The 26,441-nt window shown below is 32.4% G+C and carries 28 protein-coding genes; 3 read left to right on the top strand and 25 right to left on the bottom strand.

Annotated features, from left to right (window positions below):
- Window position 1: 1 nt before the first annotated feature.
- The 11 genes from B8963_RS08285 to B8963_RS15945 form a co-directional block, all read right to left on the bottom strand.
- The gene (locus B8963_RS08285; RefSeq protein ID WP_084061046.1) at window positions 2-187 is read right to left on the bottom strand and encodes a hypothetical protein; all 186 of its coding nucleotides are present in this window, start codon (window positions 185-187) and stop codon (window positions 2-4) included.
- A gap of 189 nt (window positions 188-376) precedes the next feature.
- Window positions 377-1,036: a 3'-5' exonuclease gene (locus B8963_RS08280; protein WP_084061045.1), complete on the bottom strand. Its 660-nt coding sequence runs from the start codon at window positions 1,034-1,036 to the stop codon at window positions 377-379.
- Window positions 1,036-2,955: a DUF294 nucleotidyltransferase-like domain-containing protein gene (locus B8963_RS08275; protein WP_084061044.1), complete on the bottom strand. Its 1,920-nt coding sequence runs from the start codon at window positions 2,953-2,955 to the stop codon at window positions 1,036-1,038. The genes B8963_RS08280 and B8963_RS08275 overlap by 1 nt, the downstream gene beginning before the upstream one ends.
- A 158-nt stretch (window positions 2,956-3,113) precedes the next feature.
- Entirely contained in the window at window positions 3,114-3,656 is a 543-nt protein-coding gene (locus tag B8963_RS08270) for a DinB family protein (RefSeq protein WP_084061297.1), read from the bottom strand.
- Between the two features lie 66 nt (window positions 3,657-3,722).
- Window positions 3,723-4,157, bottom strand: a complete 435-nt coding sequence (locus B8963_RS08265; RefSeq protein ID WP_084061043.1) for an RbsD/FucU domain-containing protein — start codon at window positions 4,155-4,157, stop codon at window positions 3,723-3,725.
- Between the two features lie 81 nt (window positions 4,158-4,238).
- Window positions 4,239-5,000 carry an SDR family NAD(P)-dependent oxidoreductase gene (locus tag B8963_RS08260; protein ID WP_084061296.1) on the bottom strand — a complete coding sequence of 254 codons (762 nt, stop codon included), beginning with the start codon at window positions 4,998-5,000 and terminating at the stop codon, window positions 4,239-4,241.
- 159 nt (window positions 5,001-5,159) lie between these two features.
- Window positions 5,160-5,297, bottom strand: coding sequence for a hypothetical protein (locus tag B8963_RS15950; protein ID WP_159447289.1), 138 nt, complete (start codon window positions 5,295-5,297; stop codon window positions 5,160-5,162).
- Between the two features lie 157 nt (window positions 5,298-5,454).
- On the bottom strand, window positions 5,455-5,628 hold the full coding sequence (locus tag B8963_RS16245; protein WP_394334733.1) for a response regulator: 174 nt from the start codon (window positions 5,626-5,628) through the stop codon (window positions 5,455-5,457).
- Window positions 5,629-6,180: 552 nt separating this feature from the next.
- A complete protein-coding gene (locus B8963_RS08250; protein ID WP_084061042.1) occupies window positions 6,181-6,849 on the bottom strand; it encodes a response regulator transcription factor in 669 nt (222 codons plus the stop codon).
- Between the two features lie 9 nt (window positions 6,850-6,858).
- Window positions 6,859-8,733 (bottom strand): sensor histidine kinase, encoded by a 1,875-nt coding sequence (locus B8963_RS08245; protein ID WP_084061041.1) that lies wholly within the window; start codon window positions 8,731-8,733, stop codon window positions 6,859-6,861.
- Between the two features lie 46 nt (window positions 8,734-8,779).
- Window positions 8,780-8,953, bottom strand: a complete 174-nt coding sequence (locus B8963_RS15945; protein ID WP_159447288.1) for a hypothetical protein — start codon at window positions 8,951-8,953, stop codon at window positions 8,780-8,782.
- 344 nt (window positions 8,954-9,297) lie between these two features.
- Here B8963_RS15945 and B8963_RS08240 point away from each other — a divergent pair, with 344 nt between their 5' ends.
- Complete coding sequence (locus tag B8963_RS08240) at window positions 9,298-10,026, top strand: hypothetical protein (RefSeq protein WP_084061040.1); 729 nt, start codon at window positions 9,298-9,300, stop codon at window positions 10,024-10,026.
- A 49-nt stretch (window positions 10,027-10,075) separates the two neighbouring features.
- Here B8963_RS08240 and B8963_RS08235 read toward each other — a convergent pair whose 3' ends face one another.
- The 7 genes from B8963_RS08235 to B8963_RS08205 all read right to left on the bottom strand — a co-directional run bounded on the left by B8963_RS08235 (window position 10,076) and on the right by B8963_RS08205 (window position 18,899).
- Window positions 10,076-10,474: a DUF3761 domain-containing protein gene (locus tag B8963_RS08235; protein ID WP_084061039.1), complete on the bottom strand. Its 399-nt coding sequence runs from the start codon at window positions 10,472-10,474 to the stop codon at window positions 10,076-10,078.
- 343 nt (window positions 10,475-10,817) lie between these two features.
- Window positions 10,818-11,114 (bottom strand): Bor family protein, encoded by a 297-nt coding sequence (locus tag B8963_RS08230; protein WP_143312492.1) that lies wholly within the window; start codon window positions 11,112-11,114, stop codon window positions 10,818-10,820.
- A gap of 196 nt (window positions 11,115-11,310) precedes the next feature.
- Complete coding sequence (locus B8963_RS08225) at window positions 11,311-12,246, bottom strand: phospholipase D family protein (RefSeq protein WP_084061038.1); 936 nt, start codon at window positions 12,244-12,246, stop codon at window positions 11,311-11,313.
- Window positions 12,247-12,381: 135 nt separating this feature from the next.
- Window positions 12,382-15,285, bottom strand: coding sequence for a type I restriction endonuclease subunit R (locus tag B8963_RS08220; protein ID WP_084061037.1), 2,904 nt, complete (start codon window positions 15,283-15,285; stop codon window positions 12,382-12,384).
- 59 nt (window positions 15,286-15,344) lie between these two features.
- Entirely contained in the window at window positions 15,345-16,655 is a 1,311-nt protein-coding gene (locus tag B8963_RS08215) for a restriction endonuclease subunit S (RefSeq protein ID WP_084061036.1), read from the bottom strand.
- On the bottom strand, window positions 16,655-18,235 hold the full coding sequence (locus tag B8963_RS08210; RefSeq protein WP_084061035.1) for a type I restriction-modification system subunit M: 1,581 nt from the start codon (window positions 18,233-18,235) through the stop codon (window positions 16,655-16,657). Before B8963_RS08210 ends, B8963_RS08215 begins: the two co-directional genes overlap by 1 nt.
- A 94-nt stretch (window positions 18,236-18,329) precedes the next feature.
- On the bottom strand, window positions 18,330-18,899 hold the full coding sequence (locus B8963_RS08205; protein ID WP_084061034.1) for a PD-(D/E)XK nuclease family protein: 570 nt from the start codon (window positions 18,897-18,899) through the stop codon (window positions 18,330-18,332).
- A gap of 252 nt (window positions 18,900-19,151) precedes the next feature.
- Here B8963_RS08205 and B8963_RS08200 point away from each other — a divergent pair, with 252 nt between their 5' ends.
- Together B8963_RS08200 and B8963_RS08195 are read left to right on the top strand one after the other, a co-directional pair.
- Entirely contained in the window at window positions 19,152-19,559 is a 408-nt protein-coding gene (locus tag B8963_RS08200; protein WP_084061033.1) for a hypothetical protein, read from the top strand.
- Window positions 19,549-19,968: a hypothetical protein gene (locus B8963_RS08195; RefSeq protein WP_084061032.1), complete on the top strand. Its 420-nt coding sequence runs from the start codon at window positions 19,549-19,551 to the stop codon at window positions 19,966-19,968. Before B8963_RS08200 ends, B8963_RS08195 begins: the two co-directional genes overlap by 11 nt.
- Window positions 19,969-20,040: 72 nt before the next feature.
- Here the strand turns inward: B8963_RS08195 and B8963_RS08190 are convergent, their stop codons facing one another.
- Genes B8963_RS08190 through B8963_RS08160 form a run of 7 tightly spaced genes read right to left on the bottom strand, consistent with a single transcriptional unit; the run spans window position 20,041 to window position 26,233 of the window.
- Entirely contained in the window at window positions 20,041-20,337 is a 297-nt protein-coding gene (locus B8963_RS08190; RefSeq protein ID WP_084061031.1) for a DUF6804 family protein, read from the bottom strand.
- A 15-nt stretch (window positions 20,338-20,352) separates the two neighbouring features.
- Window positions 20,353-21,285 carry a hypothetical protein gene (locus B8963_RS08185; RefSeq protein ID WP_084061030.1) on the bottom strand — a complete coding sequence of 311 codons (933 nt, stop codon included), beginning with the start codon at window positions 21,283-21,285 and terminating at the stop codon, window positions 20,353-20,355.
- Window positions 21,245-21,703 carry a hypothetical protein gene (locus B8963_RS08180; RefSeq protein ID WP_143312491.1) on the bottom strand — a complete coding sequence of 153 codons (459 nt, stop codon included), beginning with the start codon at window positions 21,701-21,703 and terminating at the stop codon, window positions 21,245-21,247. The genes B8963_RS08185 and B8963_RS08180 overlap by 41 nt, the downstream gene beginning before the upstream one ends.
- A gap of 10 nt (window positions 21,704-21,713) precedes the next feature.
- Complete coding sequence (locus B8963_RS08175; RefSeq protein ID WP_084061028.1) at window positions 21,714-23,468, bottom strand: hypothetical protein; 1,755 nt, start codon at window positions 23,466-23,468, stop codon at window positions 21,714-21,716.
- Window positions 23,455-24,465 carry a DUF4407 domain-containing protein gene (locus tag B8963_RS08170; RefSeq protein WP_159447287.1) on the bottom strand — a complete coding sequence of 337 codons (1,011 nt, stop codon included), beginning with the start codon at window positions 24,463-24,465 and terminating at the stop codon, window positions 23,455-23,457. Before B8963_RS08170 ends, B8963_RS08175 begins: the two co-directional genes overlap by 14 nt.
- On the bottom strand, window positions 24,434-25,705 hold the full coding sequence (locus B8963_RS08165) for a DUF4407 domain-containing protein (RefSeq protein ID WP_084061026.1): 1,272 nt from the start codon (window positions 25,703-25,705) through the stop codon (window positions 24,434-24,436). The genes B8963_RS08170 and B8963_RS08165 overlap by 32 nt, the downstream gene beginning before the upstream one ends.
- A gap of 12 nt (window positions 25,706-25,717) precedes the next feature.
- Entirely contained in the window at window positions 25,718-26,233 is a 516-nt protein-coding gene (locus B8963_RS08160) for a hypothetical protein (RefSeq protein WP_084061025.1), read from the bottom strand.
- Between the last annotated feature and the right edge of the window lie 208 nt (window positions 26,234-26,441).

Genomic DNA, 26,441 nt, shown 5'->3' with positions numbered 1-26,441 from the left:
TTTACTCAAAATGTATTGTAGTTACAGAGCCTTTATCGGCATCTACTAAATTTTTAGTATTTTTCTGACTGTTTTTTACAGCGTTTATAGCTATTTCTTTTTCTTTAGAAATAGAATTATAGATAATTGCAGCAATTACAAAACAAATTAAGAATGCTAAGCTTTTAATTTTTTGAAGCGTACTCATAATAAAGGTTGGTTGATTATGAGAGGGAATTTAGTAAAAAAAATCAATAAAAAAGCATTTCATCGATATTTTATTACACTTTATCGATGTTTTTGTTTTTCCGATGGCATATTTTAGTGTAAAAATGGAAGTTTTAATGGCACTAAAAATAGTTGTTTTCTCTGCTAAAAACTATTGAAAATCAGTAGTTTATTTGAACAATTGTTTTAAAGTAACCGCTTTTTTCTCTCTTAATTTAAATAAAATTTTTAAAAATATTATCGCAGTAATATAGGCATCACCCATTGCCGTATGCCGGTCTTTTTTAGAAATAGCATACTTATCAGCGATTTCATCTAAAGAATAATGGGCTTTTTTATTTAGCAAATTACTTTGAATAAGGGTTTTCTTAAATAAATCAGATGTATCTAAATATTTGTTCTTCAGTGCTGGTAAATTGTGTCGTAATAAGGCATTATTAATCATGGTGAGATCAAAATTGGCATGGTGTGCAATTAGAATATTATTTTCTATATAGTTTAAAAATTGCTCCAAAGCTTCTAATTCTGATACTAAAGCCTCGGGATCATTTTTTAAAATGCCATGTATTTTAGCCGTTTCGTTACTATAAACATCTTGCTTTACATATACTTCAAAGCCATTTTTAATTTCTATTTGTTGGTTTTTTAATTTAATTGCGCCAATACACAATATTCTATCTTTAGAAAAATCAAAACCTGTAGTTTCGGTATCTAAGACTACAAAAGTTAAATCGTCTATTTGTTCTGAAATTTTATTTTCAAAACTTTTAGCATATCTATCCCAAAAATCGGGTAGTTGCGATGTTTTATTTTTAAAAAAGTTCAACATTACATTGATTTTAATTGAAACCTTAAAGTGACTAATTCCTGAATTTCTTTGATGGTTTTAAAGGTTCTTTTAAGCTTTATTTTTTCTTCCTTGGATAGCGTATCTAAATTTATATACCTTCCAGAATCATTGTGAGCTATACCTTGCTTGGTTCTAAATTTTAATAAAGCTTTTGAAGCATAAGAGCAGGCTAAATAAATTTCTCTGTTATTGGGTTCAAGTTCTGCTAATTTTTCAAATCGTTCCGAAGTATTATTTATAGATTTTATATGGTGTGATAATATTAGTACCCTAGCAGCATCGGTTAGTGGTCTCAACGCTCTATTTTTCACATCAAATGAATCTTTATGTGCACCATCTTGCTCTACTAAAAATTGCCTAAAAAAGCCTGTTGGTGACGGGTTTTGCAAAGCTCCTTTGGCAAGATGAACAAAGAATATGGGGTATTTTTGTACCGTATAAAAAATATGATCCGAAAGCCTTGTAGCCAAACTCGTGTCACCGTAAACAGCATTATAATCAAAAAATATAGAGGACAGCAATACTTCATCGGTACCAGGATTTATTATCCAATGCGATGTTGTTTTTTTCCATTCGCTTAGGCTTAAACACCATTGTGGATTAGATGCCATCATTTCTGCCGGACAGTATTCATAACCTATATAATTTAACTTTTTAGTTACTAGGTTAGAAAATTCTAAAAAGTACTCGGTAGTTTTTGGTAATAATTCTTCTGGAACATCTTCAAAAATCAGTGCATTATCCTGATCGGTGTGGAGCATTTGTTCGCTCCTACCTTGACTCCCTAAGGTTAGCCATGCAAAATTTGTAGGAGGTGGCGTTTTCATTTTTTCTAATGAAAGGCTAATCACTTGTTTTATACAAGCATCATTAAGTTCGGAAATAATTTTAGCAATTATGGTCATTGGAATATTATCTGCTAAATATCCTTTTAAAAGCTCCATAATGCTGGATCTTATAGGTTTTAACGATTTTATTTTTTTTACTCTTTTAATCGCCTTTATAAGTACTGCAGGATTATTACCTAAAGACACCATTACATCATGTTTTGATAAAATTCCTATTGCTTTGGTATTTGGAGTGCCATCTTTGGTTAAACATAAATGGCTAATGTTGCTCTTCATCATTGCCATTTGTGCTTGGGTAACTGTTAGAGTTTTTGGATAGGTTATAACGGGAGATGTCATTATTTTACTGGCAGCAGTGGTAATAGGAAATTGGCCAGTAACAATTTTATTTCTTAAATCTTTATCCGTAATTATTCCTACGGGCAGTTTTTCTTTTACTACTAAAATTGCACCTATCTTTTTTTGAGTCATTAGTTCTGCAATTTTCTTTGCCGTAGTGCGTGGCGAGCAACTAATTATTTTTTTGGAATAGGGTACATTTTGTAAGTCCAGTAATTTTAATTCAGAATTAGTGACCTCTACATCAGCGGTATTTTCACTATATAATTTTCCTCTATGACTTTTAGAGTACGGGTTTCTGGTGTTTGAAGCAAAACTCTCTATAAGAAAATTACCTACAGCCTTATTTTCAAGAGCCAGAGGTTTAAAAATCTCGATAGGAATGGCATATAAAATACTTTCTTCTTGGGCTTTAGCTTCTAATTCATAATTTTCATTTGCCATTAAGGGACGTAAACCAAATATATCTCCTTCATCACATAGGTCTACAATGGTAGTTATTCCTGCTTTTGCTAAAGCAATTGCACCTTTATGTACCACATAAAAATGATCATGTCCGGCCTCTTTTTCGGAAAAAACAATACTATCTTTTTCCTTATAAATAATGGTAACCTCTTCCGATAGCGATTGTAAAACACTATTTTTTAATCCATTAAATGGAGGATAGTTTTTTAGAAAATCGGCAACGCGTTGAGATATGGTATTTTTCATAGCTACTATTGTTATGTAAAAATAATGTATCTATTTAAATAAAAATAAGCCTTGTTTTTGGTAAATAGATAAATCTACTTTCTTGATCAAGTGAGCTGTTGTCTAATGAAATTTAATCCTAATGTATAATCAACGTATTTAGAATTTAAATCTTAAGGCTATTGGTAGAATATATATCTCGGAGGAACCAATCCGTTTAGGCGCAAAGAAACCAGCATTTGACCTCTATGATGTGTAATGTGGTCTGCAAGTAAAAGAAAAATTTGCCTCTTGGTTCTGTTTAATCCTAAATAATCTAACCTGTCATTAAGTTCTGAAATATCAAACTTGGAGATAAGCGCTATAGTTTCATCAAAAGTTTTATGGATAGTACTAATCATTTCTTCTTTAGTTTTATCAGCTACTTTAAGTGTGGTATCGGTATTCCAATCTCTAGCGTCACGACCATTCAATAAAGACTGACAATGCCAATCCATTGCCCAGGCAATATGCATTAGGTTTTCTCCAAAACTTGACGATTCTGGAGTAGCTTTAAATTTATATTTTTCTTCAGGCATGAGCTCAGCAACCAGAATTAAATATGTTCTAGAGTTTTCTAATCGCTCTATATAATCCTTAATAAAGTCATCTTGTTGTGCAAATATTGGTGATGCCACCGCAGAGAATAAAAGTATGGTAGTAATTATGATTTTTTTTCTCATGGTATAGTATTTTAAATCTGTAGTGTACATAAATTAATTTTCTTTTAAGTCCCTAAACAGGTAACCTTAAAAGGTGCTTTCTTCCGCCATTTTAACAACACCAACTATTAAAATTAGGTTAGCAAATCTTCGCTGTTCTCCAGTTTGAATAATTAATGTAGTAGCAGGTTCCCATATTTTATCATAAAAAGCCCATCGTTCCATTTCGTCCCAGGTTACGTCGCCAAGTAATTTTTTATAAGATTGATGTATTGCAGCATTTGCTTCGGCAGGTTTCTCCATAACAATAGCACCTTGAATAGGGCATACCTCTAAAATACCTTCCAGTACAGTAAGCGCATCAAGCAATCCTGGTTTAAAATTAAGATGAACCGTTGTGGAATTAGGTCCGGTCATGGCTCCAACGGGCAAATTTCCATCTGCAATAACTACTTGAGCAAAATGCCCGGATCGCGCAAGAACTTCTAAAATTGTAGGATGTATTACTGCAGTTTTTAACATTGATTATTCTTTTGAGAAAAGGGTAAATAGTATTTAGTGTAAAAATAAAAAGCATTAAAAGCATTAAAAGCATTAAAAGCATTACATATTATAGACACCGCCATTAATATCTAATGTTGCTCCTGAAATAAAACCATCATATTCCGATGCAAGATACAATACCGCACGCGCTACATCATCTGCATTACCAGCTCTTTGAATAGGAATGCCAGCAGTTGTTGCAGCTGCCGACTCTTTTGTTGTATGTGTGTTATGAAATGAAGTTCCGAGTATAAGACCTGGAGCCACCGCGTTTACTCGGGTACCTTGTGGACCTAATTCTGCTGAAAGTGCACGTGTAAAAGTTAAAATTGCTCCTTTACTCGTTGAATATGCCAATGATCCTGGATGCCCGCCTTTGCGACCAGCAAGAGAAGCTAAATTAACAATACTACTGTGTTTGTTTTTGGCTAAATAGGCCGATGCAGCTCTGGTTACAAACATCATTGAGGTCAGATTTATATCCATTACCTTATGCCAAAACTCCGTATCCATTTCGCTTAACATACGACGCGCTACAAGAGATCCAGCATTATTAATTAATATATCAAGACTTCCAAAAGCTTCAACTGTTTTTAAGACCAACGCATTTGCATCTTCTTCTTTAGTTAAATCTCCGCTAATGATAATGGCTTTTTGACCTTTGTTGTCCGCGTATTTCATTAATTGTTCTGCAGTTAATGCACTTGAAAAATAATGGATTGCCACATTTGCACCACTATCAATAAAGTGTTTTGTTATCGACTCTCCAATGCCTTGAGCTCCGGCAGTAATAAGTACATTTTTCCCAGATAATTTATTCATGCTAATTTTTATTTCTATTAGTATTAAGCCTTTGATAGCAAGCAATTAGCATGAAAAAGTTACACCAAATACCTTTTAAGATTTTAAAGCCTATTAAATTTAGACTCTAAAGTAATAAATACAATTAGGAAATTAAATCTCATATGAGAAATCTAACATTTAATCTTCTAATGGTAGTTTTAGTTTGCAAACTAGTATACTAATAATCATGTTATAATGAAAATTATTTTGACTTGGAATACCACTTTGCATAAGCTTAAATAAAGTATCTTCTTCTAAAAATTCTTTTGCGTGCATTAGTAATTATTTGATTTTCACTAAACACTTTTCGATTTATTTTAAAAGATCCTTAATTTCAAAAGGTTTGATAAGCTAATCATCAACTCCAGCATCTAAACCATTTTTAATTTCCATTTTTTCAGATTTTGCGCTAAAGAAAATAAAAGGAATTCGTTTATACCTTGAATCTTCTCCCAATTGTCTTAATTAAGGTAAACCCATCCATCTCTGGCATACGTAGATCACATATGATTAAATCTGGTAATTGTAGTTTAATTTTTTCTAAACCTGTATAACCGTTTGTTGCTGTTAATGCAGTATAACCTTCTAGTTCTAAGAGTTCTGAAATATTTTCTCTTATACTTTTATCATCTTATATGATTAATATTCTAATCATGATAATGGTAAATTAAAGGTTGATTATGAAAAATGAGATACTTAATTTACGAAAAATTATCTATTTGAAGGAATAATCTTTGTAAGTAAAAAAAATGTAACATTAAAATTGGGTTTAAACTAATCTAAGTCATTTTAAAACTATAAAAGTGGTGTTGTTTTAGCTGTATAAATAATAAAATAACATTGTTCCTTGAAATTACAACTACAATTACTATTTATAGTAGTGATTTAGTGAAGATAAAGAAGATGTTAAAGAAGCCGATGCCTGGATAATTTACTATTATGCACCTTTAGGCACTAAAATTAAAATTCGATACGATTTAGAAACCTATGATGAAGGACGCGTGATAAAAGTGGTTAAAGATATTTATGGAGACGATTATTAAAACGACATTCTATGCAAAAAAATCTTGATGCGTATATCTAATACTAGTAGCCTCATTCATTGATTTATAAACTAGAAAAGAACTAATTTTTACGTATCAATTAAGTTTTTAAAGCGTTAAATAAGCCCTAAACTAGACACCATATAGATTAAATGCGTGGTGTTCGATGCATTAAAATGGTCTTTTAGTTTACTAATCGTAGCTTCAATAGAACGTATGCTGTTCGGCGAAATGCCTTGTTCTTTTAAAAGTTGGCTTATATCATTTTGCTTATACCCTTTAGCTAAGTACACCAGTATTTGCTCTTCATAGGCATCTATTTCAAAACTATTTTTTTGTTGCAAAACAGCTGTAGCCACCGGACAGGTATAGTTTTGGTTATTATTTACAGCATCTATTCCTTTTTGAAGTTCCTTTAAGCCATGTAATCCCTTACAGATATAGGCGTTAATTTGTTGGTCATCAAACAAACTTTTTATGGCATTATAATCGTCTTCAACGGAAAATACAATCACTTTTAGTTCAGGCGATAGTTCTTTTATGGCCTTAATGAGTTCCTGCCCGTTTTGCAATGTTTTTTTATCTCTAGGGTTTTCAAAGGATAAGTCTGTTATCAAAAGGTCATAAGGTTCATGATCTTGAATGGCTTTTTTTAATTTAAGAAAAGCTTCATCGCAATATTGCGCATGTCCAATATCGGTATATCCTAATTGGAGTAGGGTAGTAGTTACTCCTAAATTATTACTATCAATATCTTCTGAGACAAAAATTTTATGTACTATCATGGTCACATATTAGATGGAAAATGTAATCGTTGCCGAAACTCCTTCACTAGGTTTCGGTTCGAAAATAATATTTCCTCGAATAGCCTGCATGCGGTTTTCCGCATTTTTTAAACCTAATCCAGAAGAATGTTCATTTGGGTTAAAACCAACACCATTATCAACATATTTTACAGTGTATACATTCTTTTGTTTGGCACAAGTTATGGCTACGAATGATGCCTGACTATGCTTTTTCATATTGGTTAGCAATTCTTGTACTACTCTAAACAATTCTATTTTTGTTTGTTTGGGAACGGCATTCCAAAAATCTAATGGCAGTTCTTTGGTGATAATTTTAGTGGTATTGGATCCATAAGATTTTATAAGCGCAGCAAAATCATCACCATAAGAATCACCCGTATTTATAGGGGTAAACTCTTTTGATATATCTCTAATGCGTCTATAAATATGATCTAAATTCTGTAATAGCGTAGTATTTTTTACAGAGGCATTACTTTCATCTTCTTGCTCAATTTTAGCCATTAAATAGTGAATATCATTACCCAATTCGTCATGAATTTTTTTAGCTAAACGCAATTCTGTTTTATACCCTTGTTCTAATCTCTCACGTTTCTTTTGTTGGTTTTTATAATACACAATAAAGCCAATTAAGCAGAGGGCAAACGCAGCGGAAGAAAAAGCAAGAATGGTCTGCTTCTCGCGAATGGCAATTTCTGCACCAAGCTTTAAATTTTCTTTCTCTAGCTGTTCATTGTCATATTTGGTGGCCGCATAAATAGCTCTAATGGCTTGTTTGGTTTTCTCTAGGTTATTTTGAGTTTTTGAATACAGAATAGCGTCTGTAGTAGCGTCAACACCTAAAGCATGCTTTAAGGGCAGAATTAAATCTAATGCCTCTAAAAGAGCTACATCGTTTTTAATTTTTAATGCATTTTCAAATGCCTGCTCGGCATAGCTTAAAGCTTTTTTCTTGTCTTTGTTAAAATAGAATTCTGCCAAATGAATGGTACTAGAAATTAACCCAGTAGCAGAATTCTGCTTTTCTCGTATGGCTAAAGATGCTAATAATAAGGCTTCACTTTCTGCGTTTGATGCATTTTCCAGCCACATAAAATGACCTTTATTACAAATGGCTCTTGCATACTCCAAATCATTCTTACCAAGGGTTTTATTCGCAATACTATCTAGAATAAGAATACTTTCTTGGTATTTTTTTTGACTTGCCAAAATGTTAGCACGCGTAGTCATAATAATATAGCTACTACTCTCTGCTATTTTTGAAGTCGGTTTTTTCTTAAGAAGCGTAAATATTTTTTCATTCCAGCGAAGCGCTTCATTATAATTGCCTAATTCTTTTTGAGAAACAGAAATGGTTTGGTGCAAACCAATAATGACTTCCACTTCATTAGTTGGTTCTACATAGGTTAATCCATCAATAGCGGTGATCATTCCGCCATTAAAATCCCCTAAACTTTTTTGAATATTAGACATGTCTAGCAAGCGATCGCCAATGGCAATACTATCGTTAATACTTAAGTTTAAGATATATGCTTGGTTAAAATAATAAAAGGCAGAATCTAGCTGGTTTATTTTTTTAAAATAAAACCCTTGCCGCCAATAGGCGTTTGCTATAGTGCTACTGTCAGCTAGTTTTTGGGCTTGGTCCAGTAGCTTTTTGGAGTAAAGAATGGCTTTGTTGTATTCCTTTTTTTTAGCGAAAGCCCCAATTTGTTTTTTAATCATAGCCAGCGAATCTGTAGGCTCCATTACAAGGGCATACCCAAGATTTAAGTTATTTATGGTCGCCTTTTCAGCAGCTAAAAGGCTATAGCCACCTATAGCACAGATAAAGAAAAAGGAGGATAAAATTTGGTTTAATTTCATCCTCCCAAAATACAAAAAGTGTTTACAAATTAAGTTGGCTTTTTATTTAATTTTCATCCCCAGGTTCTGCATCTGGATCTTTTTCAATATCCCCATCATCACCTTCGGTTTCAGAAATCGTTTCATACAAATTATCGTTGTTTGAAGACACATCACTTGTACAAGAAATTAATGATATATTTCCTGCTATAAGAACTAACACTAAAACTAATTTTTTCATCTTTTTTTGGTTTAAAATTTGACATAGGTGTTGCTGTTCGGACTATTCCGAAATTTTTGAGACAACACATTTTTGAGTGTATTGTAGTACTCCTCTATTGGGTTGGGAAGTGGAAAACGCTTGCAGTAACCCTTAGCTACTTCCCAATAAACTATTGGTTGGCTGCAGTTGTTTTCCTAATTACAATAGGTATGGCATCATGAGTACGTAACCAATTGCATAGCAAAGAAATGGGGTTTGTATAAGAGTGAATGGAAGAACCTTGGAAAAGAATTTCCAGCAACTTTTTTCCATAAAATTTCCAGAATTGTGGTAATTTTATTGAACAACCAACCTGACAAAAAATGTCTCAATTATTAATCAAACTTGCTTTTGAAAAAGCTGAAAACGAAATTGGATCTTCAGTTAAAAGTCAAAAAGCTCAACATATTTCTGATGTGTTATTAGAGGATTATAAATATTCTATTAGTGAGCGAAGGTTACGAGATTATTTTACCAATTATGTAGAAAACAATAATGCGAATAATGAATCACTCAAAGCACAATTAATTGAACCTTTATGTAAGTATTTAGGCTATGAGAATTACGCGAGTTTTGTTCTTGGCAATCAAACAGAGTTGGAGCCTTTAAGCACAAAAGGAGAAGAAGAAAATGAAAATGAAGAGGTTTCTTCAAGAGGAAAAATAGTAGTAGGGGTAGTGTCAAAAAATAAAAACAGTTTAATTTTATTTTCTTCGGCAATAGTGCTTAGTGGTTTAACGTATTTTGGATTTGTTGAGGAAGAGGAGAATTGTATGATTTGGAAAGAGGATCATTATGAAAAAACTGTATGCACAGGTACGGCTTTAGAGAGGCCTTATGAAGAATTAATATTCAAGGAATTTAGAAAAATTGATCACTTAGATTCGTTAATTTCAAGAAGAGAAAATCAAAAAGAACTTTGGTATGCCAAAACAAAAGGTACCGTTGAATTTTTCACCTATCATGGCTATCATCCCGAAAATAATGAAGATTTAAAAATTGTAACGGATTATATATTCAAAAAATACGTTTTGGGGCAAGAAGATAAATAAATATTGAAGGTCTTTAGAGTTAGGAATACAAACTCAATTTGTCTAAATTTTATTCATAAAGCCAATAGGCAACTCCGCCATGATGGGAACATGCACCTCTGCCTGTTGCTTTTGAAGTGCTGCCATCTCTGCAAACAGCGCCAACCCTTTTCTTTATGGTTTCAACATTGTTTGATTGAGGAATATAAAGTGGTTTCGGTGTTGATAATTCTAACTCTGATGAAGTAGGAGTATTATTTCTAAATCTATTACTGTGATCGGTAGTGTTTTTAGATTGGTTGTCAAATTCTACCGCTACATTAGGTATATGTGTTTCGGGACTAGCTAATTTTTGCTCTCTACAATAGGCGATAAGTAAAAGGAAAGCTAAAACGGCACAAGTTTTAGGATATTTGTTAGCAATACCAATGATAATACCTATAAGTATAATCCCTAAAATCCATGTCATGATCTTTAACTATAAAATTGCTTTTGTTTTTTAAACACACATAAAAAAAACACCTTAAATAAGTTTACTTTTTAGACGGAGAATGCTATAATTAAGCCACTGTTTTATGTTTTCTTACTATAAAACTTAGCGTAAGAAAAATTAGAAGCATAATAATTTTCCCTGTTAGATAACCAAAACCATATGTGGTTAATCTCGAAAAATCAGAAATAAGAATGCTTAAAATATTAATCAGAAGAAAAACAGAAATTAAAATGGAGCCGTAAAATAGGTATTTTTTCATAGGTAATTTTTCAATTAGTTAAGAGAAGCTTGGATAAAAACCAAGCTTCTCTAAATTTAATTATTTTGTTACTGTAGTTACTGTTGGTGTATAAATTCCAAAAGTTATTGCAGAAACTAATCCATTTACAAATGATTGTCTTGTATGCACTGTGTAGTTTTCACTGCCACCTGCCATTTGTTTAGAATCTGAAACACCCACAGGAGCTAATCCGTAAATTACGTAGTGGTTCCATTTTGTTGTTTGGTTGTTTCCTTGCGCACCATTACCTACAACACTTGTGTAAGAGTAACAAGAAGTTAATAACATTGAAGATCCGAATACAATCGCAATCATTCTCATTGAATTTTTAATCATTTTTTAATTTTTAATTAGACATTTATGTTATACTCTAGTAGAGCCTTTTTTAGGTATTAGATGTAATACCAGTTAATGGTAAATGTTAGTTAAAAACTAAATTAGTTGTAAATAAGAAGTCTGCCTTGCGGTTTTCCGCAAGCTTATTAGATAATGGATTATTTTAATTAAATGGACTAAAAGAGGCTTGTCTTTTTTAAAAACCAAAATCTTGTTTAGCTTTTCTCCAATTTTTACTTAAAATTGGACGCGCATAACAGGTATTACCGTTTGAGGGTTCTCCCGAATAATGACAAAAATTTTCTTGATAGTTTTCATCACCAAATTGATTCCATGTCAAAAACGAATGATAAGTAAATGGTCTTACTGGATTAAATGGAATTTGGTCTCCTGTTCTTATACAATAGCCAAAAGTATTAGGTGTTGAATCTGTATATATTGTTTTAGTGTTTTTGGATTTATAATCAGCTAGATCATCTTCTATCTCTCGTGATGGTTTTTCACTGTATTTTTTCTCAATTAATGTTTCAACTTCTAAATCAAAATCATAGTAGTATTTGGTTTTATATTTTTCACCATTAAAAAAAGCTTCAGAAATATCATATAAAATCTGAGATTGTTGATACTCTTTTTGAAAACCAAACATTTTTTTCTTGTACTGAGGTTTTTTTAAAAATACAACTTCACTCTTTTCAAATAGTAATTGATCTGTATATTTTTCAGTTTCTTCAAATAAATTATCTAATGGATTAAGGCTTTTAGAGAAGTAAACACCATACTCAATATTATTAACCATTGAATACCCATATAGGTTTAGAGAAGTAATTAAACCTTCTTTTTCATTACAATAATGTTTAGCATGCAAATCTTTGTTATAAAGAATAGCTACATTCTTAAAATCGCTAATAAATTCAAAATCTTCCTCATTAAAGCTTTTATATTTATATTCTTCATTTTTACCAAATAAGATAAACAAGTGTATTTCGTGTGAACTTTTAACTTTTTCTAGAACGTCTTTAACATACTTATCTAATTTAATGAACGGGGAGATGATTATGATATATTTTTTAGCGTTCCAGATTATGTCTGTTAGTTTATCTTCTAATTCTTTTCCAGTTAAAAAAGTACTCATAGTTGGTTGATTGTTTATAATATTTTGTTCCTCTGAAATATTTTTAACGAATCTTTTCTGAATTTGGTGTTGTAAATTTTACTTTTTTTGTAGGAGAAATTACTTTAAATGCTTAATTGTCTAATTATGAAATATTTACCCCGTCATCCCTTCAATAAAAATTTGAACATATTCTTTCATTTTAGCTAAAATACGTTCCCCAATTTCACGTGCTTTTAATATGCTGGGCCTGTTGTCTAGGCATTTAAAAACATCATCTTTTATAGGTTCTTGCCCGCTGTAGATATAGGTGTCTATTAAGGCTTTAAATTGTGCTTTATCTAAGTTTTCTTCTTCGCATAATTTGCCTAAAGCTAATACTTTTTGCTCTTGCCAATAGGTTTCAAATTCGTCTTGAATGGATTCTACATCGGTAATTTTAGGCAAGTTTTCTTCAATAAACTTTTCAATAAGTTCTCGTTTGCTGCGCATCATGGCATCGCCACCTAAAAGGTCTATGATTGCTTTTTTCTGAATTTTTGCTTCTGAAGTTGTCGCGTTTTTAAGTTTCGCTAAAAGTTGAATTATATAGGCTACATTAATGGTATCACTGTGTATTAATTCTAATTCAAAATCTATATCTGCTAATATTGATGTTTTTTGTTTGGCAGTAGCTCGCCTAACTTTATCGTATAAATCGCGGTATTTGCCTTGGTAATCTGCAAATTCTTGTGCACTTATGGGTAGATCTTCCCAATCAAAATCGGTATACGATTGCAACACATTCATAGCTCTTAAAAGTCTTCTGAACGCTTGTACAAATGCCGCTTCGTCTGGTTCTGATTGTAGATCGTTAACGCTTTGGTAGGTTGGTGTTATTTCTCGCAGTTTTTTTAAGGCTTCATCAAACTTTTCGGCAATTACTTCGTAATCTGGCATGGTAACTACCTCTATAGCCTCTTTATTGGAGAATAGCGTAATGGCATCATCGGTAGCTTTTTTTAGATTTCTAAAACATAAAATATTTCCTTGCGATTTTTGGTCTCCTAAAATTCTGTTGGTTCTAGAGAAAGCTTGTATTAAGCCATGCTGCTTTAAGTTTTTATCCACATAAAGTGTATTTACCTTTTTTGCATCAAAACCGGTAAGCATCATATTTACCACAATTACAATATCTAAACGGTCTTTTTCATCATTAAAAAACTTTTTTTCGCGCTCTTTTAAACGTTGACTTATGTTTTTAAAATACCCTTCAAATAATTTAGGGTCTTTGGTAGAATATGATTTGGAATACATGGCATTATAATCGCCTATATATTTTTCTAATTTATCTCTGGAATGGGTACGTTTATACGCCTCTTTAGGTTCAGCAGCCATAGAAAGTGTTTCATCACCTGGTAGGTAATCTTGTGCATCCTCACTATCTTCATTGCTGCCGAAGGTAAAAATGGTGGCAATACGTAAATCATGTTCGCCTGCTTCTTTTTTCTGCTGAAAAATATCGTAATACGTTATTAAAGTGTCAATACTACTTACGGCAAATAGGGCAGAATAGGTTCTGTTGAAGGTTTTTTGGTCGTGATGCGCTATAATGTAATCCACAATTTTGGTTAAGCGTTTGGTTGAATCTAGCACCTCTTTTTTGTCAATATCTTCTACATCAATATCTACAAATGTTTTGCTAGTGTTTTTATAGCGGCCTATATATTCTATGCCAAAACGCAACACATTTTCATCGCGGATAGCATCGGTAATTACATATTTGTGTAGGCAATTGCCAAACAAATCTTTGGTGGTACGTTTCCCCAGCTCGTTTTTAGTGGCATTATCGGCAAAAATTGGCGTTCCGGTAAAACCAAATAACTGACTATTGGTAAAAAATTCCGTAATGGTTTTGTGGGTATCGCCAAATTGACTGCGATGACATTCATCAAAAATAAAAACAAAACGTTCGTTTTGTAAATGGGCTAATTTGGTTCTGTTATGCCCAGAAATAGCATTGTTTAGTTTTTGAATGGTGGTAATAATTAAATCTGATTGTTTACGAACTCCTTTTTTATCTTTAAAAGTGCCTTTAAATTGATGCACCAAACTTGAGGTGTTCTCGGTAGTATCTACGCTGCCCTCTTTAAAAGCATTAAACTCCGCCATGGTTTGGTAATCCAAATCTTTACGATCTACCACAAAAACCACTTTGTACACCTCTGGCAAATTCATTAAAATTTGGCTGGCTTTAAACGATGTTAAGGTTTTACCAGAACCTGTGGTGTGCCAAATATAACCGTTTTCGGTACTGTTTTTAACTTGATGGATAATGGCCTCCGTGGCGTAATATTGGTACGGTCGCAAAATCATCATGTTTTTATAGGTTTCATTAATAACCACATAATGCCCTATCATTTTACCTAAATGATTAGGGTTTAAAAAAGTATTGGCAAATTCGGGTAGTTCCGTAATGCGTTTGTTATTTTTATCTGCCCAGAAAAAGGTTTGTAAAACCGATTGCAATTCATTATTTGCCAAATATTTGGTATTGCCGCCATTGCTAATTACAAATAATTGCACGTACTGAAACAAGCTATGAGAGCTCCAGAACGAATGTAATTGATACCTATTTATTTGATTAAAAGCTTCTTTAATTTCGGTGCCTCTACGTTTTAATTCTAGTTGCACTAAAGGCAAACCATTTATTAATAAGGTAACATCATATCTGTTTTTGTATGAGCCTTCCAGCGTAATTTGGTTGGTGACTTGATACAGGTTGTTGCTGCTGTTTTCAGAATCGAAAAAGCGTACGTAACACACTTCGCCATCTTCACGGGTAAAACTAAACCTATCGCGCAAAGTTTTGGCTTTTTCAAACACGCTGCCTTTGGCTAAATGGTTGAGAATGGCATCAAACTCTTTGGTAGTGTAGGTAGCTTTGTTAAAGGCTTCTAACTGGTTTTTTAAATTGGCAACCAAGGCATTGCCATCTGGAATTTTTACAAGGGTATAACCCAAACCAACCAATTGTTGTATGAGGTTGTTTTCTAGTATGGCTTCAGATTGATGACTCATTTATTTTTCTAAAATTAACATATGTTATAAAAAAACGCGTGCATTTGCCTTTCCTATTCTTATACAAATAATTGCTGCAACAGCCCTTTTTTAAACGTTTGTGTTTTACTTATTTGTTGGTTTACGGTTTCTATTTTGTCATCAATCGCTGATAAATAATTGGCTATTTTTTGTTGTTCGTCAATACAGGGATATATAATTTTAGTCTTTCTTGCTCCATCTATCGTAAATGTTGCTACTGTTGTAATTGAAGCATTATCATTTAGTTGTTTCCTGATGAATCTAGTTTTAAAAATTTGATTAAGATAGTTTGAATCTAAACTATCGTTCATTTTAAACCAAATAACATTTCCGTCTTTAAAGTAGAATTTATCAGCTTGATTAACAATATAAAGCTGACCTATTGTTCCTACTCCAGTAGCTAAAATATCACCACTTTTAGGAACACCATATTTTAATTTCAGTTCTTCGAAAAGCTCATCTGTTATAAAAATAGGAGTTCTAAATCCAACATTATTTGACAAATTAATTATCTCACGAGTTCTTAAAAACGGAACACCTTCTTCCTTCCAGTCCTTTTGTAAAACTCTTTTACTGGAACAAATTTCAATTAGTTTTCCTAATAACTTCTCCTCCCAATCGGGGTAATTAATTTCAACAGTTTGCTTCGCTACACTGTGTTTCGCTCGCAAAGGCGGTGTTGGTTTAAACCTAAGTTTACCTGAAAACAGTTGTTGCATTACGCCTTTTTTGTACTGCGCTAATAATTCCTTTTTTTTGGTGAGTTGCTGTATTTTTTCATCTACTGCAGTTAAAAAAGAGGCTATTTTTTGTTGTTCGGGGAGGGAGGGGAATGGGAAAATGGTGCTAGATATATAATCCCAATCTGCTCTAGGCATCTTTGAACCAGATGTTACTAAAGTACTTGCGTAAAATTTATTAGTTTGTACTAATCTAAATAAAAAGTCATTACTAAGTTTTTTGCCTTTCAACACCCATATCTCTGAGGAACATACGCCATCGAAAGGTGCAATAATATGTTTTTTAAGATTTGGACGTAGTTTTCCAAATAGGATTTCTCCTTTTTTGAATTTATTTTTAATACTAAGTTGATCATTTGAATTAAAAATATCTAAAAGAATACTGCTTTCTTTTTCAATACTTTCCATTTCAATACAAGGGTATTCTTCGGTAGATTTTTTTGGATCATGTTTAGCTTTTGCTCTTTCTGCAATTGAGCCAAAATCTTTTCTTGCCCACTCCCCATCAAACTCTTTAAAACGGAGTTTAGGAACCAGTGCGCGTTTGGCAACTACCGGTTTTGTTGTAGTTTCTTGCTGTAATACGGGTGTTGTGTTAGTTGCTGCCATTAAAACGGGGTGTTTATACCTAGTTCTTTACAGAAATTGGCAATGGTGTCGTCGGTGCTTTTGCTTTGCTCTGCAAGCTCTTGAAGCTCTTTGCTTACTGCAACTAAATCTACCGGTTCTTCTTCTTCAAACGTATCTAGATGCCTAGGTATGTTTAAGTTATAGTCGTTCTCTTTAATTTCGGCAAGGGTAGCTACGTGGCTGTATTTTTCTATTTCGGCTTCGGTAAATTGTCCGTTAGTATAAGCTTTGTAGGTGTTAATTATGGCTTGTATATCTTCATCACGCAAAACATTTTGCGTTTTTACTTTTTCAAAATTTTGGCTGGCATCAATAAACAACACTTCTTTTTTGTCTGCTCGTTGTTTTTTTAGCACCAAAATACAGGTTGGGATACTGGTGCCATAAAATATGTTTGCCGGTAAGCCAATTACCGCATCTAAATAATTATAGTTTTTAATTACATACTTACGTATATGCCCTTCGGCAGCACCACGGAATAAAACGCCATGTGGTAATACTACCGCCATGGTGCCATTGGTATCTAGTTGGTGTACCATGTGTTGTACAAAAGCAAAATCGGCCTTGCTGCTCGGCGCTAGTTTTCCGTAGTCCGAAAAACGGTCATCGGTAGTAAACAAAGGGCTAGCGCTCCATTTTGCCGAAAACGGTGGGTTGGCTACAATGGCCTCAAAACGCAGGTCTGTATGTTGTGGGCGTTCTAGGGTGTCTTCGTTTTTAATATCGAATTTTTTGTAATGCACATCGTGCATAATCATGTTCATTCTACACAAGTTATAGGTTGTAGGGTTCATTTCTTGCCCATAAAAACTACTCACTTCTTTTACTTGTTTGGCCACACGCAATAATAAAGAACCCGAGCCACAGGTGGGGTCATACACTGATTTTAGTTTGTCTTTACCTACGGTAACCAATTGTGCTAGAATATTTGAGACTTGTTGCGGGGTATAAAATTCGCCTGCTTTTTTACCTGCACCACTGGCAAATTGCCCAATAAGGTATTCGTAAGCATCACCCAAAATATCGCTCTCTGTGTTTTCAAGGTCAAAATCTATCTCGTCTAAATGGGTAAGAACTTTTACAATAAGTTCGTTTTTATCATTCTCCGATTTTCCGAGTTTAGAGCTGGTTAAATCTAAATCTTCAAACAAGTTACCAAAATCGTCTTCGCTTTCGGTACCCATAGTACTCTGCTCAATATGGGTTAGTACTTTGGCTAGGTCTGCCAGTATAAATTGGTGTTTTCCGCCAGCATTTCCTCTACGAGCAAGCTCGCTAAACAATTCTGAGGGTTCTAGAAAATAGCCTAATTTATCTAATGCAGCATCTTTTACAGCCGCCATATAAACGGCTTCTTGTGCGTGGCCACTAAGTTGTGAGAAGCTAAGCTTATCTGGCGCTAGAATTTCGTTGGCATAGAGTTCCATTTTTTTACTCAAGTATTTGTAAAAAATGAACCCTAATATATAGTCTCTAAAATCATCGGCATCCATTTTTCCCCGAAGGGTGTTGGCAATATTCCAGAGTTGCTGTTCTAGTTGTGCTTTTTGTGCTGTCATTAATTTGGTTTGTTGTGCTTTAATTTATGTTTAAAGATAGCAGTTTAGTTTAAAAAACAACTTGAATAGGTGATAGAAAAGCTTTATTTTTTAGTTATTTTTTTCCTCTTTTTATTTCGCTATCTATGGCCCAATTAAACCAGAATTCATCAAATAGATCGTTCCCCGTTTTTTTATCCCCCGCATTGTCTGCTAGTTGTTCTAAATTCATTGCATGAAAATCGGTGTTTATTAGATGTGATGCATCTTGTCTGTCTAAAGTATAATCTGGTCTTAGAAGAATGTACAGAATAATCCTGTTAGGGTCGTTAGCATAATGTTCTTGAGCTATTTCTTTATACCGCTGCAATTGATTACTATGAATTTTTGAATACATTTTGTTTTCAATAATTATTGCGAATGCTTCGTTATTTACATTGAGTTCTATCCATAGATCTATATTCTTGTGTTGTTTCCAAACTTTTATGTTGGAAAATTCGAGTCCATCGGCATATTCAAAAAGTAATAGTTTAGCAAGTATATTACGCGAAGCGTAGTATACTTTTGTGCTTCTGTTTTGGTGAATAACATCTGCACAACGTATGGTCCAAGACATAAAAAAGTCTATGGTTTCTTCAAATTTATCGGAATTAGAATCGTCTATAAAAAAGCTAGGTAAGGTCATAGTTATTAGTAAAATAGTTTGTGTTTAGTGCACTTAAAAGTGTGTGCTAAAAAACACAAAATTACTGAGGTGGTATTGCGGTTTTCCGCAGAGCACATTATATTTTTATAAATATATTTGATGAGGAACAATCGCCATCCGGATGTGGTTCAGAGTATTTTTTATGAGATAGCTGTGGGTTCTTCGATATATTATTAATGGAAAGTACAAGGATCGATATGCTATTAGGTTCAATTATATTTAAAAAAAATTATGAAAAAATTAATTCTTATAATAATATTTTGCCTTATTACAACTTTAGCTTTTAGTCAATTACATGTTTCTACCAATTCTAGAATTGATTTTACTTGGGACGAAGAAAGTGATGATTGGAAATTTGAAAGTGAAGACCAAGAGTCACTAACCTTTTTTGAATTTAATAAAGAATTCACCATGGTTAAACACACGACTTCATCCTCCACTTCAGGTTTTTTAATTAAGCATCAGGAACATGATGAATCAGACGGAAATAACCAATATATACTTACAGTGGTTAGCGATGTTGGCAATAAATACATGATGATTTTTGATATAAAAAACGAAAATATTCGATTTATACCTGATGATTTTTCACAAATGGTAAAATTTAAAATTAAAAGCTCTTGGTCCGATGAAAAATAATTTAATACTTATTAGTGCAGTTCTGTTAACATCATTAAATTTTGGGCAAAAACTACATCTTTATGGAGGTAATAATCATGAAGTATATTTAGGATGTTTAAACTGCACAAACTATGAAAGTGATTCTATTTGGAATGAATATGGCACCTATGGAAGCAGTTATAATTCTAAATCTATATGGAATGAATACGGAACATATGGTAATGAATATAATTCTTATTCACCTTGGAATTCTTATTCAAATGACCCACCAGTAGTTGTAGATAAAGCAGGAAATTTTTACGGTTATTTTACTTTAAATGAATATAAATCAAATAGAGCGGATTTTAGATTAGCCTTAACAATTTACAAACATCATGAACATATAAAAGAAGACGTTGGAGAATGGTATGAAAAAATATTTGAATAAATAAGGACTGAAAATTCTAAAATATTAATCATTACAGTATTTCTAGCAAAACTTTTTTTAGGTGAGAATTCGTTATTTGTTTTCCTCTTTGTTTTTTATAAGACTAATAATTAAAAAAAGTCCAACTATAACGTCCACTATATTCCATAGCGTTCGCCCTAATGCAATCTTAAATAATGGTTGAAAGAGTAGTGCAAGGGCTACATAAATAACAGCAAAAGCTGTATTGTTGTTTTGATAAGCGTAATAGGCTAAAATGCCAAAACCTACTAGGGCTACAAATCTTACAAGTTCATAATATCCATAGGGCATATTAAATAGGCATATGAAGAATGTAACAGCCAAAATAATTTTAATGCTTTTTTCCATAGGGGTTATCTTATTTTAATTCATTAAATAATAACTGCTGGTATAACTACCGTTTAGAGATTCTATTCCTGCATAATTAGAAACCCTTGATGCATTTACTGAAGCCGTTACTCGGTATTCTCCACTTATTAAATCCACTCTTTGAGTGTTGCCAGATGGAATAATAATGCGCTTGTTTTCTTTACCACTATAGCGAATGGTAAGCGTATAAGGTGTATCGTTCTTTATTTTTATATCTGAATTTATATAGTTAGCAACACCTGATAGATTAGAACTTGGAATTTCACCATGTGTTCCAGAAAAAATATCGTCAACTTCTAATTCAATTATTTTATCCTCTATTTGTTTATTATTAGGATGATCAGGGTACAAAGCGATAAAATTTTTCCATGTCTGCGCACTGTTCTCCTTTAGTGCTTCTGAATACAGATTATTCTTTTGTTCCTCTAATAAATTTTGTTGTCTGGTTTTAGCTTCTACCCTAAATTCAGGCAAACGATTACTGGCAATAAAATCTTGTAAAACTTGTGGGTTTTGCGTTGATTTTATCACTTCCCCAATACGTTTTTTGGCGGCATCTTTTATTTCAAATGAGTTATAATCTGTTATAAAGACAAATAAACTATCAATATCAGTAGAACTAATAATCTTTTTAATCATATAATGTCTTTGAGCTTCCTCTTTTAATATGTAGGCAGTTTCCACTTCATCATAAGTTCCATAATTGTTAATAATAGAATCTAAGAGTACTATAGCGCCTTGCAAATTTTCATTTTCAATTTCGTTTTTTGCTTGACTTAATAGATTAAGAATAGCATTTTTTTCTAATGCTCGAGTTTCTTCAAGATTAAACTCCTTTTTAGCTTCGTATTTACAAGCATTTAATACTATAATGAATAGTAAAAAACTAAAGTATGGTAAAACCCTGTGTGCTGATATATGCTTCATAATAAAGAAAAGTTAGTTTTAATAGAATAAGGTTTATAGTGATCCATAGTATAGGATGTAGGAATGATGGTGCATTTTTGCCAATGATGTTATATAGAAATTTAGAGATGATATAGGAGATAAATAGCAGTATACCATGTACTAATATGAGTAAAGAACCTGATGAAAGAATAGTAAAGAATCCAGATTCATCTCCGATGAGATAAGTTATATAATTCATCACAGAATCGTGTGTTAAAAAAAGCAGAAAGATGATATTTAAATTCACAGCTAGGAGCATATGATTGGATTGTTTTGCTTCAGTTGAATCTTCAGTATTGGTTTTATTATACTTCTTTAGCATAATTTTATTAGCTGCAAAAATGAGCGCTAAATAATAGAACATCGTAATAAGTGTAGTGTACAAAATGGGTTTCATAAGTTGTGTTTTAGTTTAAGTTTAATTCCCAATAATTTAAATCTGATATTTGGGTTGGAAGTTTTCCAGGGATGTAATTTTTTCCAGTAACCTCCCATAAATAGTACTTTTTATTATTAATTATTTTAAAGTGTGGCATATCGGATGATAAGGCAATACCAAGCACGGAGTGTTTATATTTTTGACTGCCAAAAATAACGACATCATAACCTCTTGACTTTAACAAGCCATATAGGAAAATTGTTCGAGAATCGCAATCTCCTTTGAGATTCATCAAAAACTCAGCAGGTGCTTTAATGCCATGGCGAATATTTGGTTCACATGGTTTTTTCAATAATAATTCTCTAATCATTGAATCTTGATATGAAAATGGGTTGCAGCTTTTCTCAACAATTGCATAATATGGAATTGTTTGTACCATGCTAACCATAACTTCGGCAAAGTGTGTCTTTTCTATATTATTTGTAAGCCTTATACTGTCTAGCTTTTGTAAAACACGTACATAATCATCCTTTTTAGCTTTGTGGTATAAATTACTAAGCAAATTAGTATAAGAGGCTTCAGAGGTAATATTAGGTTGAGAATTTTTGTAATTAGTTGCGTTTTTTACTAAGTCACTATTAATTACCAAATCAATTTCATAAGGAATACTATCATAATCTTTCCATTTTACATGATGTACATAATCTATGGTTGTGTTTTCGTTTTCAATTTCTTTTGTCGGAATAACCGTTTTAATCTTTTCCTTTACATGATTACTACGATAAGTATTAAAACTTTGAACAAAATTTGCTCCTCCATTTAATAGTAAAATTAAAAAGCCAAGTCCAATTATCCATTGTAAAATTCGCCATGAAAATATTCTTATAGGTATTAGACTTAGTAGCCAAATGAATAAACCGATTACGGCTAATACTAGTAAGACCCTTCCAAAAAGCAGGAGTAGTAATATAAGAATGGCTCCGTAAAAAAGAGCACTAAAAGCATATCCTAAAATTTCCCAACATCCAATGGCCTCTACACCTAAGGATCTGTTGGTAAATGAAGTGCTTTCCCAGAAATTCTTTCCTCGTTCTAAATTACTACCCTTAAAGCTTGAAGGTTTAATCTTTGTCTTAAAATCAGCTTCAATCGTAATATCCTCATCAGCAATTGTTAGATCAAATTTTTGAGGATAAATAGTATAATTATCTCGCCATGAATTGAACCCGCCATTCATTTCTGGTACAGCTATAATTGTAACAACATCACCTGGTTGGTAACTATCTTTCAACGGATGTACCTCAATACGACCATTACCATGAACTATAGTGGTGATTTCAAATTGTATCTCCGTTTCAACACGTTCTTTGGCAATTTTAATTAATCCATAAACTTTAATCTCAATTGTGGAATTCAGATCACTACCATTTTTGGTGCTATTAAAGCGAGGTCCAATTATATTATGATTGCTATCCACGTAAGCATCATCAACAATAATTTCATCGTAGATAATGCCAAATGGTTTACTATAATCGCCATCAATAATTGTAGGAATTTTATCTGGTAATGCTAGGGTAGAAACCTTGTTTTTATTTATTCCTGGGGGCAATTGTGGGGATAGGTACTTTTGTTCAATCTCTAGCCTAACACTTGAAATATTATCGATAGAAAAGTACTCAGAATGTAATAAGTCCTTTGTTTTTCGACCATAGGCTTTAAATTGAAGAATTCCTTCAACATAATTGTAGTCATCATATTTTATGATTTTTTCAATTACCTTCATCTAAAAGCCATTTTAAAAAGTCATTTCTATTTTTGAGGTCAGGTTTCGATTTTAATCGCGTATTATAAGGAACATCAGTATATGCTGTAGTATACGTCAGATTTTTTTCTGGAAATTTATCAAGCAAAATATCATTATAGGTATGTTTAAAGAGTTCAAAATGTCGATCGATTAGATTTGTCTCGATTATTCTTTTAATTCTATAATAATCAGATGAAATGCTAATTACTATTTTTAGAATTGCAGGTGCAATAAATACCAATATCAAAAGCAGACTTAGCAACCAAGAGGAAAGAACTAACGGTACATTAATTTCAACTTGTTCATTATCATCGAAATGAAATAAGGTGTTTTGTATAAGTATTTTTCGAATAAAAAAATTGCTTTCTTCTTGTCTTTGGATTACCGATCTAAGCTCTCTATTTTTAAGTCGGTTATTATTCGAAATTTCAATTAAAACTTGATTTTTTGATCGCAACTCCGATCTTTTAGTAGCGAGCTTCTTAGCATATTTTAAATTTAGCTTACTATTTACTTTTTGAACTTCTTGATTTTTGAAGGCAACGAGTTCATTTTCTAAGGGTTTTTCAAAAAAAAGATAACTTACAGGTTGAGCAACCAAAAACCCTAAGAAAATTAAAAAACCAATTCTTAATGTATAAGAAATTAGGCGACCGCTCCATTTGGCATTTTCAGTTGGCAAAACGTTGCGACTTAGCGTATGCAATAAGAATAAGTAAAGTACAAAAACAAACAACCCACAATATATGCCAATTACAATATCTGCAGAAGTAGATTCCAAAATTTGATGTACACCATAAGCCAAACTAGCCGCAGACGAAATGCTAATGAAAATTACTAGAATCCCAATTGCACTAAATGTTCTGCGCAAAATTTTCGGGCACTGGCTTAGTACATAAGGATCTTCGCCGGCAAACCACCATAGTTTATTATTGTCTAGAAATTTAAGCATTTGACGAGTACGAGATATATTCATCCGGATTTTCATCGATTTTTTTCTTCTCCCTTTCTTCAAATTTGGAGATAGCATGCTTTGTTATTCTTAATTGAGCATCGTGAAATTCTCTTTGTTCTTCAATTAACTTTTCAGCCGCTAAATACCGTACAAGTTCACGCTGAATACCCTCTTTGTCTTCATAATAATCTTCATCAATATAAATACCATTTTCAGCAAGTTCTAATTGTTTGTAATTATCAGATAAATAATCATAGGGAGATTTGATAAGCATGAGCTTAAAAAATATTGGCGTCAATTCAATGGCAAGAAATAATAATGTAAGAAAAAGGGAAACAGCAGGGTAGTGCTCTTCAGCTAAGGTTACTCTTATGGCTAGTCCATCTAATAATTTGGCCTCTTTAGTAATAGTTTCAAGCTCACTATTTTCTTTACTGAATAATGATTTTCTTTGATTAATTAGAGATAAGTAATTACCATCTTCCTTAATTTCATCTATTTTTTCTTGAATTTTAGACTGTTGTCTTTTGAATTCCTCGCATTTACCTTTGCAACCACCATTAGCTATTTGAAATTCAATCTGTTCTTGAAGTCTATCATAGTCTTCTTGATAATTATCTTTTCTTTTCACGTATGATGAAATGTCTTCATCTAGTTGTGTTAAAATTACTTTATCTGTTTTTCTTACTTTTTCTATTTCATTAGTAATGAAATCTTTTTGAATTGAACTTAAATGTCTATCAATTTCTCCTTTTAAAATACGAATCTCAAGTGGCTTTGATATTGATATGGCTATAATGCATCCCATAATAATTCTAGGCAATGCTCCTTTAAGTTCTCCCCATGTTATAGCTTCCGTACCATCGCCTTTACCAGTACTGGTTACAATAAATCGATCTATATTGTAAATAATTAGTCCCCAAACTACACCAAAAATAATAGCAATTGCTAAGGTTGGATAATGGGTAACTTCTTGTATTGCCGTTGAAACTGTGTCAATAGAATTTGCTGTAGTTTCTGCCAATTTTTCTACATACCTATTTTCGGTAATATCTTTTGGTCTAAAAATTACATAAAATGCATATCCACCTGATAATCCAGCCATTATTGCTGTAGCCACAACTATTCCACCCAAACAAAAATATTTAATTTGATCGCTATATGTTGCTTGACTTAAAATATAGGCATCTCCTCCAGCTGCTTTCCAGAAGAGTTTCATTATTCGTGATGGTTTTGGTGGTTGGTATGTAAGTTTTTCCATTTTTTTAGTTAATTATTGGTTGGTTACTGATTTTAAGGTTGCGCAAATAGTTTTTAATTGATAATTTTTTGTTTTGCCAGCAATATTATTTTTGTTGGAGCTAATCTCTATATTCTTACGTATTATCTTTTTGGGATTTATAATTGGTTTCAAAAAACCTTTGTTCTGTAAAGATTTGTACTGATCTTTATGTTGTTGTACTATTAAAGATTGGCATCTATTAAATTTTCTTATTCTAGTGGCTATTCTTAGTTTTCCAACAGGTACATTAACTATCTTAGTTTGAAAAATGCCAATAGCTTTGACTTCGATTGAAGTTTTATTATCTAACGCGCTTATTTGAATTAAAGAGTTTTTAGGAATCCTCTTGTTATTAGCATAAAGAAAAAGACAATTTTTTATATTAATATGTAAAGAACGCAGTTGATTTTGATTTTCAGAAAAGGGTGTGGCATCAATCACCACCAAGCTGCAGGCATAGAAAGTCAATGGATTCCAATTTTTGAATATTTTTTTTAATGATTTCAAAATGAAGGTTTAATTCTTATCGGATATGAAATTCGTATTAATGTTTGATATAATATTGCGGTTTTCCGCAGTGGCTAGAAAAAATAAGCTAAGACTAGCGCTAAGCGCTACTTTTTAATGCGTAATGGGTGGCTTATTTAGGTAAGAAAGTAAAAAATACCTCGAACAGAAGTAGATGACATTTTTTTTTTAGTTGTGTAACAACGCG

This window comes from Cellulophaga tyrosinoxydans, from assembly GCF_900176415.1.
GTDB classification, from domain to species: Bacteria; Bacteroidota; Bacteroidia; order Flavobacteriales; family Flavobacteriaceae; genus Cellulophaga; species Cellulophaga tyrosinoxydans.
The sequence above is the reverse complement of the archived record's forward strand: the minus strand, read 5'-3'. Positions and strand labels throughout refer to the sequence as shown.